The organism is Sphingomonas sp. Ant H11 (assembly GCF_000797515.1).
Taxonomy (GTDB): Bacteria; Pseudomonadota; Alphaproteobacteria; order Sphingomonadales; family Sphingomonadaceae; genus Sphingomonas.
Map to the genome: position 1 here is coordinate 11800 of NZ_JSBN01000010.1, position 13636 is coordinate 25435.

Consider the following 13636-nt stretch of genomic DNA (forward strand, 5'->3'; position numbering starts at 1 on the left):
CTCCACCGGCTCCGTGCCGTCACCCCTCCTTCATAGGCAATTATTGCCTAGCCAGACCGTCAATGCGGAAAAATAATCCTATAACTCGGGGGAAGGAGCCGTGCATTGTCCATCCTCGAAGATATCGAAGTCGAGCTGTCGATCGTTCTGGGCTCGGCCCAGGTTCAGATCCGCCAGATCCTGCAAATGAGCCGCGGCGCGATGATCCCGCTCGATTGCGGGCAGGACGACCCGACTTTGGTGTTCGTCAATGGCGAGCTGATCGCCAAGGGCCGGATCCTGGTCAACAGCGAGGAGATGTCGCTGGAAGTGACCGAAATCACGCGCAAGAGCCGCAACTGATGGATGTGCTGTCGCTGCTGCGCACGATGGGGGCGCTCGGGGTCGTGCTTGGCTTGCTCGGCGGTGCGCTGTGGGTGGTGCGGCGCTACAATATCGCCTTGCCGGGGCGCGTTACGCTCGGTCGCGGGCGGCGCTTGGAAGTGGTCGAGCGGGTCACGCTCGACGGGAAACGCTCGCTCGCCCTGGTGCGGCGCGATGGCTGTGAACATCTGATCCTGATCGGCCCGGATGGGCAGATGGTGGTCGAAAGCGGTATCCTGCCGTCTATCCCCTCTGACGGAGCGGCTGCGGTCGGCACCGCGATGGCTGGGGAGGCAATCGCGCAGACGGTAGTCCCTGAAATGGCGGCGCGTGAGCGCGAAGGCCAGGCGTCGGAACCGACGCCTGGAAACAGCAAGGATGCTATCGTCAGCGACGAGACCGCGCCGGAACCCGAAACCGAGTTGCGCACTGCCCTGACGCTGCTGCTCGACCATCTCCAGTCGCGCCGCGACAAAGCGGCCTTGATTCAGGCGTCGCTTTCGCCCTCGCGCGAACAGTCTTTGCCTGTCTCCGCTGTCGCTTCCGCCTCGTCCACGCCGCGTCGTTCGGTGTCGGCATTGCTGGACCATCTGACCGAGCAGCATCATCGGGCGAACGTCGTTGCGTAAGTCGGCCCTGTTTGCGCTCGCCGCAGCTGCGCTGCTGATCCCGGTCGCCGCGCACGCGCAGTCCGCATTGGCCCAATCCGCATTGGGCTTGCCCGGTGCTGGCGCTGGCGGGTCGGTATCGGGCCGGGCGATCCAATTGGTGCTGATGCTGACGGTGTTGAGCCTCGCGCCCGGCATCCTGATGACCGTTACCAGCTTCACCCGCATCGTCGTCGCGCTGTCGCTGTTGCGCACCGGCATCGGTGCCCAGGGCGTGCCGCCGAATCCGGTGATCATCAGTCTCGCGATGTTCCTGTCCTTCTTCGTCATGGCCCCGACCTTCGAAAAGGCGTGGGACCAGGGAATCAAGCCCTATACCGCAGGCAAAATCGCCGAGGAGCAAGCCTTTGCGGCGACCGCCGAGCCGTTCCGGCAATTCATGCTGAAACAGGTGCGCGATGACGATCTGAAGCTGTTTATCGACATGGCGCATGCGAAGCCGACGGCGCGCAAAGACGTCGCGCTGACGACGTTGACCCCGGCCTTCATGATTTCCGAACTGCGCCGCTCGTTCGAGATCGGCTTCTTGTTGCTCCTGCCGTTCCTCGTCATCGATCTGGCCGTGGCCGCGGTATTGATGGCGATGGGCATGATGATGCTGCCCCCGCCGACCATCGCCATGCCGATGAAGATCATCTTCTTCGTGCTGGTCGATGGGTGGGCGCTGGTCGCGGGGTCGCTGGTCAAGAGCTTCGGCACGACGTGAACCCGACCGCCCCCCTCCAGCAAAGGCGGGGGGCTTTGGGGGCGTCGGTTTAATTATTGCGGCTTGCGCCTGCGAGCCACGCCGACAGCTCGGCAAAAGAAATCAATTCGATGAAGGCGACCCCGACATGAAGCTCGTTGCGCCAGCGCACCGAGCACGCGCGCGGGGAAAGTCCAGGGATCGTCAGCGTGGCGGGCGCGTCAAGCGGGATGTCGGTGGACAGCGTCAACCGCGCGCCGCTCTGCGAGAGATTTTCGACCGTGACCGGGCATGACCGACCGAGGCTGCTCAAACGGCCTGGCGCAGCGACGGCGAAGCGCGGGGCCCGGCCGATCGCGGGGATATGGCCCTTTGCCTTTACCACCTGCGGTCGCAAGGTGCTCGCTACATCGATTTCATGGTCGAGCTGGATGCCGACACGCCCTTCGTCGGTCCATACCACGGTTGCCGACAGGCGCTCGCCCGAGCGGAGTTCGATGACGACGGCATCGTCGCGGGTGAGCGGTTGACCTGTCTCCACCAACATGCCGGTCGTCGACACGTTGCGCAATCGGCACAGCGCTTCCTTGCCCGGGCCTAGCTCAAGCTTCGCCGCAATGAGCGTCGTAACGGTTCGCTGCGCGCGTTGGCGCAGTCCCTCCGGTGAGGCGATTGAGGGATCGACCGGTGGGTGAGGTTCAACAGAGGTCATGATCGTCTCTCATGAAAAAAAGAGTATCCCCTCTTTTTATAGGATGATCGACCCGTCAGGCGGGCTCGGCGCGTGTTATTGCGATGCGCTTGACCGTGCCCTCACCGAATGCCTCGGTCGATGCGGCACGCACCACGTCGCGGAATCCGCCGATATTGGCCAACAGGCCGTCGGGCCCGGTCGCGAGCGGGGTTCGCCAGGTGCGCATGTTGATCGCGTGGAGCATCAGCGGCAGCTTCGACGTCACCATATCGGCCTTGTCGCTCGCGACTTCGAGCGACACGTCGAAATTCACGTAACCAGCGAGGCGACCGTCCGAAAACACCAGCGGAGCGAGGATCTTGGCGCTGGACACAAAGCTGCGCGGCGGTTCTGCTGCCGGTGTCGCAGCGGCCTTGGGTTCGCTGCCGCCCGGTTTGGCGAACAGCAGAACTGCACCATAGCCCGCACCGCCGCCGATCGCGACGCCAAGGATGAGCAGCAACAGCAGGGAGAGCGCGCGTTTCACGAACCGGATCTCCTCAGAATTTGAAGCTGGCGTCGCTGGGCAGCGCAGATTGCTGACCCATCACGACAACCGTAATGCGCCGGTTTTCCGCACGATCGGGCTGTTCGGGATAGACCGGCTGGCTCGCACCCAGCGCAACGATCTCGGCGAAGCGATCGGGCGTCATGCCCGCCGCGATCAACGCCGAGCGCGCGGCGAGCGCGCGCGCGCCGGACAATTGCCAGTTTGCGTCGCTTTGGCCGCCGGTGCCGTCCGTATGCCCTTCGATCGCCAGTTGTGCCGAAGAGCGGGACAGTTTTTCGGCAAGCTTGCCAAGCACTACGCGCGCATACGGGTTGAGCTCCGCCGTGCCGGCGCGAAACATGGACTGTCGGTCATTGTCCATCAGCGTGATGCGAAGGCCGTCGCGAGCCACTGCCAGAGTGACGTTCTTCTGGCCGTCATTGGCTTGCGGCACGCTGTCGATCGCGATCTGCAATTCGGCGGCGACAACGCGTTGCGACGCATCGGGCACATTGGCGGTGCCGCCGCGCGCCGGGCCGGCTGCCGCAATTTCGGTCGAAGTCCTGCCTTTGGAGCGGCTGCCCGCCCCCGATCCTGGTGCGCCGCCTTGCGGGCCTGTGCCGCTGGCGCTGCTGGGCGGGGACGGCGTGAAATATTCGGCCAGGCCCTTCAGCTTCGCTTTGTCGGGGCTCGACAGCAGCCACAGCAGCATGAAGAACGCCATCATCGCGGTCACGAAATCGGCATAAGCCACTTTCCACGCCCCGCCATGATGGCCGCCAGCGATCTTCTTGACCCGTTTGATGATGATCGGGCGATCATTGGCCGCTTTGCCAGCCATGTCAGGTTCCGATCAGCGCGATACGCAGACGTTCCTGCACCGCGCCAAGGCGAACATGCTTGATCGCCTCCACCGAATTTTCGCCAGCCGCGATGCGGTCCATCAGATTGGCGCATTCATCGGCATGTTGGATCAGGTAATCGAAGCTTTGGAGCTGTTCCAGAAAGCTGGTCACGAAGTGTTCGTCCGCGACGAGCACTTCGGCCAACCCTTCCAACTGTTCGCGGATTTCGCGCAGCTCGGCCGCCATCACGCCGTGCAACAGGCCCGAAAACGGGTCGAAGGCTGTGACAGGGGTTCCGTCCTGGGTTGTGATCGAGGGAAGATAGGCCATCAAAACAACTCCAGTTCGCCATCGCTGGGCGGGGCAATGACAGGGACGGGCGCGCGGACGAGGGGGACCGCATCCGAAACGTTTTTTGCTGCGGCTCAACCCCTGATAGGGAATGAACTCGACCTTGCGGGCGGAGCGCCCGCCAATGTCGACGTGCCCGATCTCGATTCCTTCGGTTTCAAGGAAGCGACGCGCGAACTCCGCATTTTGCGACCCGATCGAGCCCAGCCCGGCAATGATGTTGGCACCGCCATAGATATGGCCTTTCAGCCGCGCCCGGGACGCGCCCTTGGCCATCATTCCGTTGATCAGCAATTCCATGGCATGGACGCCATAGCGCTGCATCTCGTCGGGCCGCGGTTTGACATCGGCTCCCGGTTCGCCGAGCAGGAAATGATTCATGCCCCCGATCCGAGAGACGCTGTCGTTCAGGCAGACTGCGATGCAGCTGCCGAGAAGGGTCGTCACCATCGTATCCGGTTCGGATACGACGCAATGCTCGCCCTGGATGATGTTGATCCTCCGCATGGCGTCAGGTCAACGCGCCGAAGACGCGCTCAATCTTTTCCTTGAGGGCAGCCGGCGCAAACGGCTTTACGACATAGTTGTTGACGCCGAGGGCTGCCGCCTTTTGTACAAGATCGCGGTCAGAAGAACCGGTCAGCATGATAAAGACGGTCTTCCCGATCACCGGGTCGGCCCGGACTTGCTCGAGAAACTGGAGTCCGTCCATTTCGGGCATGTTGTAATCGGAAATGATGAGATGAACCCGGTCGCTGCGGACCGCGCTCAACGCCTCGGTTGCGCTGCCCTTGTCGCGCACATCCTTGAAGCCGAGATCCTGGAGCGTGCGCCGGATCATGGCGCGCATGCTCGTCTGGTCGTCGACCACCATAACCTTGATCTGTGCAGCGGCAGGCATCAGACAATTCCCAGGGGCTTGGCCCGGCATGCCGCAAGGATCGCCTCGGGCATGGCGGACAGGCTGATTTCTTCCATTACCGCGCCGATTTCCATCGCCGCGCGCGGCATACCGTAGACCACGCAGGTTTGCCGGTTCTGCCCCAGCGTGCGCGCACCGGCGCGTCGCATTTCGAGCAGGCCTTGCGCCCCGTCCGATCCCATGCCGGTCAGGATCACTCCGACCGATCCGGACGCGACCGGACAGAACGAGCGGAACAGAGCGTCGACCGAAGGACGATGGCCGCTGATCGGGTCGGTTTCGCGCAGTTTGATCCGGCGGTCGCCGTTGGTCGCGAGTTCCATATGTGCTTTCCCCCCAGGAGCAATATAGACGGTTCCCTGCTCGACCGGGCTGCCATTGGTCGCTTCCACCACCCTTACGGCACATTCGCCATCGAGGCGTGCCGCGAAGTTGCGGGTGAACGCTGCTGGCATGTGCTGGACGACCAGGATCGGCGGGCTGTCCTTGGGCATCGCCTTCAGCACCGAGAACAGCGCCTCGACGCCGCCGGTGGAAGAACCGATCGCGATGATCGAACCCTTGCCGACGCCACCGCCCTTGGCAGGCGGGAGGTTCGGCGTCGGCCCCGGCCGCACCGAAGCGCGGGCGGCCGCCTTGACCTTCTCGCACAACAGGGTCGCATCGCGTGCAATGTCCTCGGGCGTGCCGGTGGGCTTGGCGATATAATCGACCGCGCCCAGGCGCAGCGCCTCGATCGTGACCTCGGCACCATGCGCCGTCAGCGTCGAACACATCACCACCGGCATGGGCCGCAGGCGCATGACCCGTTCCAGGAAGGACAGGCCATCCATACCCGGCATCTCGACGTCGAGCGTCAGGACATCGGGATTGAGCGACTTGATCATTTCGCGTGCGGCAAACGGCTCGGGAGCCATGCCGACGACTTCGATTTCGGGGTCGGCAGACAGCATCATTTTGAGCGTCGCGCGCATCGTGGCGCTGTCGTCGACAATCAGGGTTCGGACACGGCGGGTCATGTTTGGCCCTCGATTTTGGCATAAATGGTCTGGCCGCTCGATCGCATCCGGGTCGCCGAGACCCCGATGAGACGTTCCGAGTGGCCGATGTAGAGGTGTCCCGCTGGCGCAAGCTGATCGACGAAGCGCTCTTCCAACTCGGCCTTCGCTTCCTCGTCGAAATAGATCATCACGTTGCGGCAGAAGATCACGTCGTAGAGTTGGCGCAGCGGCCACGGTTCGAACAGGTTCAGCACCTTGGCCGTGACGAGCGCACGCGCTTCGTCGACCATGACGTAATCCTCGCCGTCCTGGCGCATCCACGTCGAGCGATACTCGGCGGGAATAGGGCGGACGGTCGCCGCGTCATAGACGGCGCGCCGGGTGGCTTCGACCACGGGCGGCGACAGATCGGTTGCGAGCAGCCGAACATCGGCGTGCCGCAGCCAGCTTGCCGACGCCCGATCGGGGCCGAGCAAGCACATCGTGATGCTGTACACTTCCTCCCCGCTCGAACATCCTGCCGACCAGATGCGGATCGGGTGCCCCTTGGCAGCCCGTTGCTTCAGTTCAGGCAGAACGACTTTGCGGAAATGGTCGAAGTGATGGACCTCGCGAAAGAAATGCGTGTGATTGGTGGTCAGCGCGACCACCATCGACGCGCGTTCCGTCTCGTCCGACTGCACCATCGCGACATAATCGCGAAAATGCGCCAAGCCGTGTTGCCGAAGCCGCTTGGCCAGTCGAGACTGGACCAGCGTCATCTTGCCCGCGCTAAGCGAGATACGCGCGTCGCTCTGCATGATCGCTGCGATCGCTGCGAAATCCGACGAGGTCAGTTCTGCGTTCGTCATGGTGGTGCCGCCGGCGGGCGCGGCGGGGGCGCCCCCGGCCGCGGTCACGCTACGAGTTCCAGATGGCGGGTCAGCGACAGGCCATCGAGATCAAGCAGCAGGATCATCTGCCCGGTGTCGTCGCCGCGCGCTTCCATCGTCCGCGATTCGACCCGGACCAGGCCCAGGATGACGCTCGGTTCGCCGATTTCGACATCGGGTGCGGCTGAATTTCCTGGTCGCCGATCGAGACGATGTCGCTGACCTCGTCGACCAGGAAGCCGGCCTGTTTTTCGCCGATCGAGACCACCAGCACGCAGCTCCGCGCATGGATCTTGCTGGGTTCCCAGCCAAGGCGCTCGGCCAGGCCGATGACGGGAACGACGTTGCCGCGCAGGTTGGTGACACCTTTGATGAACGACGGGACGGTCGGCAGCGGAGTCGGCTCTTCCCACTCGCGAATTTCGATCAGCGAGTGCATGTCGATCCCGAAGGTTTGATGGCCCAGCGAGAAGGTCACGATCTTACGGTCGGCCTGCTTGTTCGCGGTGCGATGGTCGAGGGAGCTCATGCTGCGATTCCTTTTGGAGTGAAGCGGTTGAAACTGTTCGAGGCGACCAGTGCCTCGATATCGAGAATAAGGGCGATCGATCCGTCACCCAGGATGGTCGCGCCACCCAGCCCGCGGATCGGGTAGAGGTTCTGGTCGAGGCTCTTGATCACGACCTCGCGACGGTCATCGATCGTGTCGACGATCAGGCCGACATGGCCGGCGCTTTCGCTTTCGACGATCACCACCAGCGAATCTTCCAGGCTGCGGTTGCTGCCGGGCAGATCGAAGATGTCGGTCGCACGCTTGACCGGCAGATACTGGCCCCGCATGTCGATCACTTCGTTGGTCGGGCTGGTGCGCTTGACTTGGCCGGGGGCCGGCTGGACGGTTTCGATCACGTTCGCCAGCGGCAGGACGTAGCGTTGCCCGCCGAGGCGCACGATCATCCCGTCGAGGATCGCCAGCGTGAGCGGCAGGATCATCGTGAAGGTCGTGCCTTCGCCGGGGGTCGAGGCGATCTCGACCCGACCGCCCAGTGCCTCGACGTTCGAGCGGACCACGTCCATGCCCACGCCGCGGCCCGAGATGTTCGAGATCGTCTCGGCGGTCGAGAAGCCGGGCGCGCAGATCAGCTGATCGATCTCTTCGTCGGTCAGTTGCGCATCCGCCTGGATGATGCCCTTTTCGATCGCCTTGGCGCGGACCCGGACGCGATCGATGCCGCGGCCATCATCGGCCACGCGCACGAAGATGCGCGCGCCCTTCTGTTCGGCCGATAGCCGGATCGTGCCTTGGGCTTCCTTACCTTTGGCGATGCGGTCGGCGGGCGGTTCGATGCCGTGGTCGATCGCGTTGCGGATCATGTGGGTCAGCGGGTCGCCGATCTTCTCGATCACGCCCTTGTCCACTTCGGTCGTCTCGCCCGTGGTCTCCAGGATGACCTGCTTCCCGGTTTCGGCCGAGAGATCGCGCAGCATGCGCGGCACGCGGCTGAATGCCTGACGGATCGGCTGCGCGCGCAGCGACATCACGTTGTCCTGGATCTGGCGCGTCAGGCGCGCCAGTTCCGGAAGTTCGACGCGCTGCTGGTCGGCCGGGGTCAAGCGATCCGCGAGGATCGAGTTGCGGATGACCAGTTCGCCGACCAGATTGAGCAGCAAGTCGAGTTTGATCAGGTCGACACGGATGGTCTGCGCGGCGGGTTCGGAAGCGCGCTCGAGCGTTGGCGCGCTTGGCGACGGTGCTGTCGTCGATACCAAAGTGAGCACCGGTGCCGACAGTTCGGGCTCCGCATCGGCAATGTCGTCCGAGGTCTGGTCGAGGGGATCGGTGGCCGCGGCAGAGGTTGCCGGAACAACCGACTCTGCGCGCGCAATGCTCACGAGCGAATCCGGGGCGACGAAATCGAAGCAGTCGGTCAGCGCGGCTTCTTCAATGCTTGCCGGGACGCGGATCGTCCACCGCAGATAGCTCTGCTCGGGTTCCATCTCGCGCAGCGGTGGCAGCGCCGACAGGTCGACACTAACAATGGAGCCCCCAAGCGCTTCGACTTCCCGCACCAGCAGCAGCGGCTCGCCGCCATTGGCCAAGGCGGCGTGCGACGGTGCGAAATCGATGATCCAGTCGGGCTCGACCGGCTCTTCCGTCGCATCGAAGATGTCGAGCGCGACACCAACCGGGCGGAACCCGAATTCGTCCTCGTCGCTTTCCTCGGCCTCCGGCTGGGGCGCGTCGGGCGTGGCGGGCGCGGGTGCGGGTGCGGCGGTAGCACCGCCGCCGACGCCGACGCCTTTTGTCTCCAACACGTTCTCCAGCGCGGCCAGGACGGCAGAATCCTGGGGCAAGGGTGCGGTGCCGCGGGCGGCGGCGACGTGGTCGGTCAGAATGTCGAAGGCCGACAGCATGACATCGGTCACACCGGGCGTCGCGGGAATGCGACCGGCACGTACCTCGTCCATCACGTTTTTCAAAACGATGGGCAAAGGCGGTCAGGGCAGCGTGACCGAACGCGCCGGCGCCGCCCTTGATCGAATGCACCGCGCGGAACACGCCGGCAATGGTTTCCGACGACAGGTCGCCCGCGCGCATGGCCGACAGGCCCTGCTCGGCGACGGCCAGCCCTTCAGCGCATTCTTCAAAGAAGATGCCCTGGATTTCGTCCATTTCGTCGCTCATGAGCATACCCGCCGAATGGCGGCTCCCAGTTTTGCCGGGTCGAACGGCTTGGTGATCCACCCCGTCGCGCCAGCCTCGCGGGCGCGCATCTTCTTCTCGTCGGAGAATTCGGTGGACAGCACGAGGATCGGTGTGCCGCGGAAGGCGGGCTCTGCGCGCACCGCCTCCATCAGCTCGAACCCATCCATCTTCGGCATGTTGATGTCGGTGATGAGCAAGTCGGGCTGGACTTCGCGCATGCGCTCAAGCCCATGCTCGCCGTCATTGGCACTTTCGATACGATAGCCTTGTGCGGTCAACGATGCCTTCAGCAGCATACGCATGCTGGCAGAATCATCGACGGTCAGGATCAACTTGCTCACGCCTGGTCTCCGATGGTTTTGATGAGGCCGATCGCGTCGGCAAGACCGCACTTCTCCATTCGTTCGACGAAGGCGGGGCTGGGGTCGATGATGTGAAATTCATGTCCGGCGTCGCGCGCTTCGATGCGCGCGGCGAGCAACACTTGCAGCGCGGCCTGGCCAATGCTCTCGCTCGCGGACGCGTCGATGGTCGTTGCGCCGTCGTCGGCGGCGTTGATGAGCCGAGCGAGCAGATCCTCGGCGGTCACCGTCGTCGCATGCGATGGCAGGTGGATCACCGACGATGCGGTCTCGGGGTCAAGCGGGGGTGGCATTGAGTTCATTTTTCGCCTCGTCGAGTGCGGCTTCGAGCTGCTGGAAGGTTGGGGCATGGGCCGAGGGCGCCATGCGTCGGGCAATTTCCACCGCGACCTGAACGGGCACGTGCTGCGCGTAGGCAACGATCGCGGATTTCGCGACCAGGAAGGGTTTGGAATCGGCTTCGATCACTTCGAGCAGTTTCGATGCGAGCGGGCCGACGATGCAGTAGGACAGCAACACGCCGAGGAAGGTGCCGACCAGCGCGCCGCCGATCATCGCGCCGAGCACTTCGACCGGCTGGTCGATCGAGCCCATTGTCTTGATGACGCCGAGCACGGCGGCGACGATGCCGATTGCGGGCAAGCCGTCGGTCATGATCTGCAGCGCGTGCTGCGGTGCCAGTTCCTCGTGGTGGTGCTTGTCGATATCGGCATCCATTGCCGATTCAAGCTGGTTAGGGTCTTCGAAATTGACCGTCATCATCCGCAGATAGTCGCAGATGAATTCGATCAGGTGATGGTCCTTGAGCAGCCGCGGATAGGGCGAGAACAGCTTGCTCTCCGACGGCGTGTCGAGATGCGGTTCGATCCCGGTCGCGCCACCCTTTTTGAAGGTGGTGAGCAAGCCGAACATCATGGTCAGAAGATCGCGATAGTCGCTCGACTTCCAGCGCTCGCCCTTGAACGCGCGCAGCAAGCCGCCCATCGCCTTCTTGATCGTGCCAAGCGAATTGGCGACGATGAAGGACCCGATCGCTGCGCCCATGATCGCCATCAGCTCGTGCGGCAGCGCTTCCAGCACGACCGCCAGCTTGCCGCCCGAGAGCAGGAAGCTCCCGAACACGCAGCCGAGGATCACTATGAAGCCGATACCGTTCAGCATGATGGATAACGCGTCCGCAATGAAAGGTGGGTGACCCTTTGATTATAGGATGAACGCGGGCGCTTGGGCGCGGGAACGATACTAAATCTGCAATCCTCCCAAGATGACGGCCTCCGACCGCCTAGAATGATAACAGAACCGTAAGAGGAGATTTCATGTCACTGCATGCTTATCAAAGTGCCCGGAGCCGCGCCGAAACCCCGCGCGCGGCCGAGGCCCGCCTGCTGAGCCAGATTACCGGCGAATTGATGGATGCGCAGGCTGCGCGCCTGTCGGGCGGAGCGCTGATCCAGCCGCTGCACCGCAACCGCGAGATGTGGTGTACCTTTGCCAGCGATTGCGCCGCCCCAGGCAATGCGCTGCCCGAGACATTGCGCGCGCAGATCATTTCGCTGGCGCTGTTCGTCGACCGCTTCACCACCGAGGTGATGATGGGCCGGGAAAAGATCGAGACACTGATCGATTTGAACCGCACGATCATGGAAGGGCTGCGCGCACCTTCGCTGGTGAACTGACTTTCCCGCCGCTCCCGTCGCTCGGACACAAAAAGGGGCACCGCAGAGAACCTGCGGTGCCCCTTTTGTTTGGGTTGGATGGGCTCAGAAGCTGGCCCAATCCTCCCCATTGACCGATTCAAGCGCCTTCACCGGCGACGTATAGGCGGGGGCCTTTTCCTTCTTGGCCGGCGCAGCGGCGCGGGGCTTTGCAGCGGGCCGGGCCACCGGGCGAGCGGCGGCATTGCCGCCAATGTCGAAGCGTGCAGTCTGCTGCGACAGCGAGCTGACCTCGGTGGTCAGGTTGCGGGCGGCAGCCGAGGTCTGTTCGACCATCGCGGCGTTCTGCTGCGTCGCACGGTCCATGCTGCCGACGGCAACGCTGATCTGCGAGATCGCGGCGGCCTGGGCCTGGTTGTCGGCGGCCATGTCGCCGAGCAGCTTGTGCACTTCGCCAACGTCACCGGCGATGTTGACCAGCGCGCCATCGACCTTCTGCACCGCGCCAACCGCGGACAGAATTTCGCTCTGCGTGACGGTCAACTGGTCGCGGGCGCGCTTGGCTTCCTCTTCGGCGCGCATTGCCAGCGCCGAGACGAGATCGGCGACGACCGCGAAGCCGCGACCGGCGTCGCCTGCACGGCCCGCTTCCACGGCCGCGTTCATCGCCAGAACGCGCGTCTGGAACGCGATCTTGTCGAGGCCTTCGATCACGCTGTCGATGCCCTTGGCGCTTTCGGACACGCGGCCCATCGCCTGTACCGCTTCATCGGCGATTTCACGACCGCCCGAGACGGTGGCGATCGCGCCGTCGGCACGGGCAACGGTGCGCCCGGCCGCATCTGCGCTCGCCTTCAGGCGACCATCGATCTGGGTGATCGCGGCGGAGGTTTCCTCCAGGCTGGCGGCATTGCCTTCGGTCCGGCGTGCGAGATCTTCCGACGCCTGCGCGATTTCGGTCGAGCCGGTGCCGATGGCCGAGGTGCTTTCCACGACCCCGCCGATCAAGCCGCGCAACGCTGCGGTGGCGGCGTTGAAGTTGGTCTTGAGTTCGGCATAGTTGCCGGGGAAATCGGCGTTGATCGTCGCGGTCAGGTCGCCAGCGGCCAGCGCGCCGAGATTTTCACCGACGGTCGCAACGACCATATGCTGTGTCGCGTCGTCCTTTGCCTTGGCGGCCTGCGCTTCTTCAAGCTTGACTGCGTTGTCGCGGAAAACAAGGACGACCTTGGCCATGTCGCCAACTTCATCCTTGCGGACGGCGCAAGGGACGTCGACCGAATTGTCGCCATCGGCGAGCTTGCTCATGGTGCCTTGCAGCTTGTGCAGCGGCCCGGTGATGCCCTTGCGGGCGACGACGATGCTAAGGCCGATGCCGATGGCGATACCAAGGATGCTCACGATCGTGAGCGTCATGCTGGTGGATGCCGCGTCAGCGCTTAATTGGTCGGAGAGCTTTTGCCCTTCGGCGATGATACGATCGTTGAAGGCCACGGTGTCCTTCGACAACGGTTCGAGCATTGCATCGACCTGGGCAAGTACCGCCTTGGCTTCATCGTTGCGATTCAGCGCGCCCAGCTTGGCCGCCTTGTCGGTCAAGGCATGCAGCGCGGTTATGCGCTGTCCGAATTGCGCAAACTCCGCTGAGTATCTAGGAAGTTTTTTCATTGGCCTGCTTGAGTAGATCAAGCGCGGACTTGTAGGATGCGTCCTGTCGAGCAGGTGCTGTCTGCGCCATCTCCGTCGACGCGTCGTAGGCCATAGCCTGGTAGGCGAACAGATCCATCTCGTTCGCGCGGCGAACCACGCGGGCGAGCAATGTCGGGACAGGCAAATCATTTGCGATAACATCGGAATAGGCTGCATCGGCGCGCAATAGCGAGGATATGCCGAGGTACGCGATCGTTCCGGTGATCGCGCCGAGAAAAAGAAGGAGGGAAATGATCTTGGGGGCAATTTTCATATTGTCGAGAAAGCGCATG

At 63.5% G+C, this 13636-nt stretch carries 16 protein-coding genes and 2 pseudogenes; 4 read left to right on the forward strand and 14 right to left on the reverse strand.

The window, feature by feature from the left end:
- The first annotated feature begins 105 nt into the window (after positions 1–105).
- Genes NW75_RS02865 through fliP form a run of 3 tightly spaced genes read left to right on the forward strand, consistent with a single transcriptional unit; the run spans position 106 to position 1737 of the window.
- A complete protein-coding gene (locus tag NW75_RS02865; RefSeq protein ID WP_033963637.1) occupies positions 106–342 on the forward strand; it encodes a FliM/FliN family flagellar motor switch protein in 237 nt (78 codons plus the stop codon).
- On the forward strand, positions 342–992 hold the full coding sequence (locus tag NW75_RS23415; RefSeq protein WP_081988599.1) for a flagellar biosynthetic protein FliO: 651 nt from the start codon (positions 342–344) through the stop codon (positions 990–992). Before NW75_RS02865 ends, NW75_RS23415 begins: the two co-directional genes overlap by 1 nt.
- Positions 985–1737 (forward strand): flagellar type III secretion system pore protein FliP, encoded by a 753-nt coding sequence (gene fliP / locus NW75_RS02875; protein ID WP_033963639.1) that lies wholly within the window; start codon positions 985–987, stop codon positions 1735–1737. Before NW75_RS23415 ends, fliP begins: the two co-directional genes overlap by 8 nt.
- A 49-nt stretch (positions 1738–1786) precedes the next feature.
- Here the strand turns inward: fliP and NW75_RS02880 are convergent, their stop codons facing one another.
- The 12 genes and pseudogenes from NW75_RS02880 to motA form a co-directional block, all read right to left on the reverse strand.
- Positions 1787–2428, reverse strand: a complete 642-nt coding sequence (locus NW75_RS02880; protein WP_033963642.1) for a PilZ domain-containing protein — start codon at positions 2426–2428, stop codon at positions 1787–1789.
- A 55-nt stretch (positions 2429–2483) separates the two neighbouring features.
- On the reverse strand, positions 2484–2936 hold the full coding sequence (locus tag NW75_RS02885) for a hypothetical protein (protein ID WP_033963644.1): 453 nt from the start codon (positions 2934–2936) through the stop codon (positions 2484–2486).
- A 13-nt stretch (positions 2937–2949) separates the two neighbouring features.
- Entirely contained in the window at positions 2950–3780 is an 831-nt protein-coding gene (locus tag NW75_RS02890; protein ID WP_033963646.1) for a flagellar motor protein MotB, read from the reverse strand.
- A 1-nt stretch (position 3781) separates the two neighbouring features.
- The gene (locus NW75_RS28060) at positions 3782–4582 is read right to left on the reverse strand and encodes a chemotaxis protein CheD (RefSeq protein WP_443024432.1); all 801 of its coding nucleotides are present in this window, start codon (positions 4580–4582) and stop codon (positions 3782–3784) included.
- A gap of 64 nt (positions 4583–4646) precedes the next feature.
- Complete coding sequence (locus NW75_RS02905) at positions 4647–5036, reverse strand: response regulator (RefSeq protein ID WP_010404669.1); 390 nt, start codon at positions 5034–5036, stop codon at positions 4647–4649.
- Positions 5036–6076 (reverse strand): protein-glutamate methylesterase/protein-glutamine glutaminase, encoded by a 1041-nt coding sequence (locus NW75_RS02910; RefSeq protein WP_033963652.1) that lies wholly within the window; start codon positions 6074–6076, stop codon positions 5036–5038. The genes NW75_RS02905 and NW75_RS02910 overlap by 1 nt, the downstream gene beginning before the upstream one ends.
- Complete coding sequence (locus NW75_RS02915; RefSeq protein ID WP_231564907.1) at positions 6073–6909, reverse strand: CheR family methyltransferase; 837 nt, start codon at positions 6907–6909, stop codon at positions 6073–6075. The genes NW75_RS02910 and NW75_RS02915 overlap by 4 nt, the downstream gene beginning before the upstream one ends.
- Before the next feature lie 44 nt (positions 6910–6953).
- A pseudogene (locus tag NW75_RS02920) lies at positions 6954–7459 on the reverse strand (chemotaxis protein CheW).
- A pseudogene (locus NW75_RS02925) lies at positions 7456–9616 on the reverse strand (chemotaxis protein CheA). The pseudogenes NW75_RS02920 and NW75_RS02925 overlap by 4 nt, the downstream one beginning before the upstream one ends.
- Complete coding sequence (locus tag NW75_RS02930) at positions 9613–9978, reverse strand: response regulator (protein ID WP_033963654.1); 366 nt, start codon at positions 9976–9978, stop codon at positions 9613–9615. The pseudogene NW75_RS02925 and the gene NW75_RS02930 overlap by 4 nt, the downstream one beginning before the upstream one ends.
- A complete protein-coding gene (locus NW75_RS02935; protein ID WP_405052977.1) occupies positions 9975–10349 on the reverse strand; it encodes an STAS domain-containing protein in 375 nt (124 codons plus the stop codon). The genes NW75_RS02930 and NW75_RS02935 overlap by 4 nt, the downstream gene beginning before the upstream one ends.
- Entirely contained in the window at positions 10276–11160 is an 885-nt protein-coding gene (motA, locus tag NW75_RS02940; protein WP_033963657.1) for a flagellar motor stator protein MotA, read from the reverse strand. The genes NW75_RS02935 and motA overlap by 74 nt, the downstream gene beginning before the upstream one ends.
- 155 nt (positions 11161–11315) lie before the next feature.
- Between motA and flaF the strand changes: the two genes are divergently transcribed.
- Positions 11316–11675: a flagellar biosynthesis regulator FlaF gene (gene flaF / locus NW75_RS02945; protein WP_033963658.1), complete on the forward strand. Its 360-nt coding sequence runs from the start codon at positions 11316–11318 to the stop codon at positions 11673–11675.
- An 84-nt stretch (positions 11676–11759) separates the two neighbouring features.
- On the opposite strand, the gene NW75_RS02950 is transcribed toward flaF, so the two are convergent.
- Together NW75_RS02950 and NW75_RS25750 are read right to left on the reverse strand one after the other, a co-directional pair.
- Positions 11760–13253, reverse strand: coding sequence for a methyl-accepting chemotaxis protein (locus tag NW75_RS02950; RefSeq protein WP_231564908.1), 1494 nt, complete (start codon positions 13251–13253; stop codon positions 11760–11762).
- Between the two features lie 52 nt (positions 13254–13305).
- A complete protein-coding gene (locus NW75_RS25750; protein ID WP_033963660.1) occupies positions 13306–13635 on the reverse strand; it encodes a hypothetical protein in 330 nt (109 codons plus the stop codon).
- Position 13636 lies beyond the last annotated feature (1 nt).

What these genes read in the sequence shown, in the direction of transcription:
- NW75_RS23415 (WP_081988599.1), top strand. Translation starts at nt 342, where the DNA reads ATGGATGTGCTGTCGCTGCTGCGCACGATGGGGGCGCTCGGGGTCGTG.
- NW75_RS02880 (WP_033963642.1), bottom strand. Translation starts at nt 2,428, where the DNA reads ATGACCTCTGTTGAACCTCACCCACCGGTCGATCCCTCAATCGCCTCA.
- NW75_RS02890 (WP_033963646.1), bottom strand. Translation starts at nt 3,780, where the DNA reads ATGGCTGGCAAAGCGGCCAATGATCGCCCGATCATCATCAAACGGGTC.
- NW75_RS02905 (WP_010404669.1), bottom strand. Translation starts at nt 5,036, where the DNA reads ATGCCTGCCGCTGCACAGATCAAGGTTATGGTGGTCGACGACCAGACG.
- NW75_RS02910 (WP_033963652.1), bottom strand. Translation starts at nt 6,076, where the DNA reads ATGACCCGCCGTGTCCGAACCCTGATTGTCGACGACAGCGCCACGATG.
- NW75_RS02915 (WP_231564907.1), bottom strand. Translation starts at nt 6,909, where the DNA reads ATGACGAACGCAGAACTGACCTCGTCGGATTTCGCAGCGATCGCAGCG.
- NW75_RS02935 (WP_405052977.1), bottom strand. Translation starts at nt 10,349, where the DNA reads ATGCCCCAACCTTCCAGCAGCTCGAAGCCGCACTCGACGAGGCGAAAA.
- motA (WP_033963657.1), bottom strand. Translation starts at nt 11,160, where the DNA reads ATGCTGAACGGTATCGGCTTCATAGTGATCCTCGGCTGCGTGTTCGGG.
- flaF (WP_033963658.1), top strand. Translation starts at nt 11,316, where the DNA reads ATGTCACTGCATGCTTATCAAAGTGCCCGGAGCCGCGCCGAAACCCCG.
- NW75_RS25750 (WP_033963660.1), bottom strand. Translation starts at nt 13,635, where the DNA reads ATGCGCTTTCTCGACAATATGAAAATTGCCCCCAAGATCATTTCCCTC.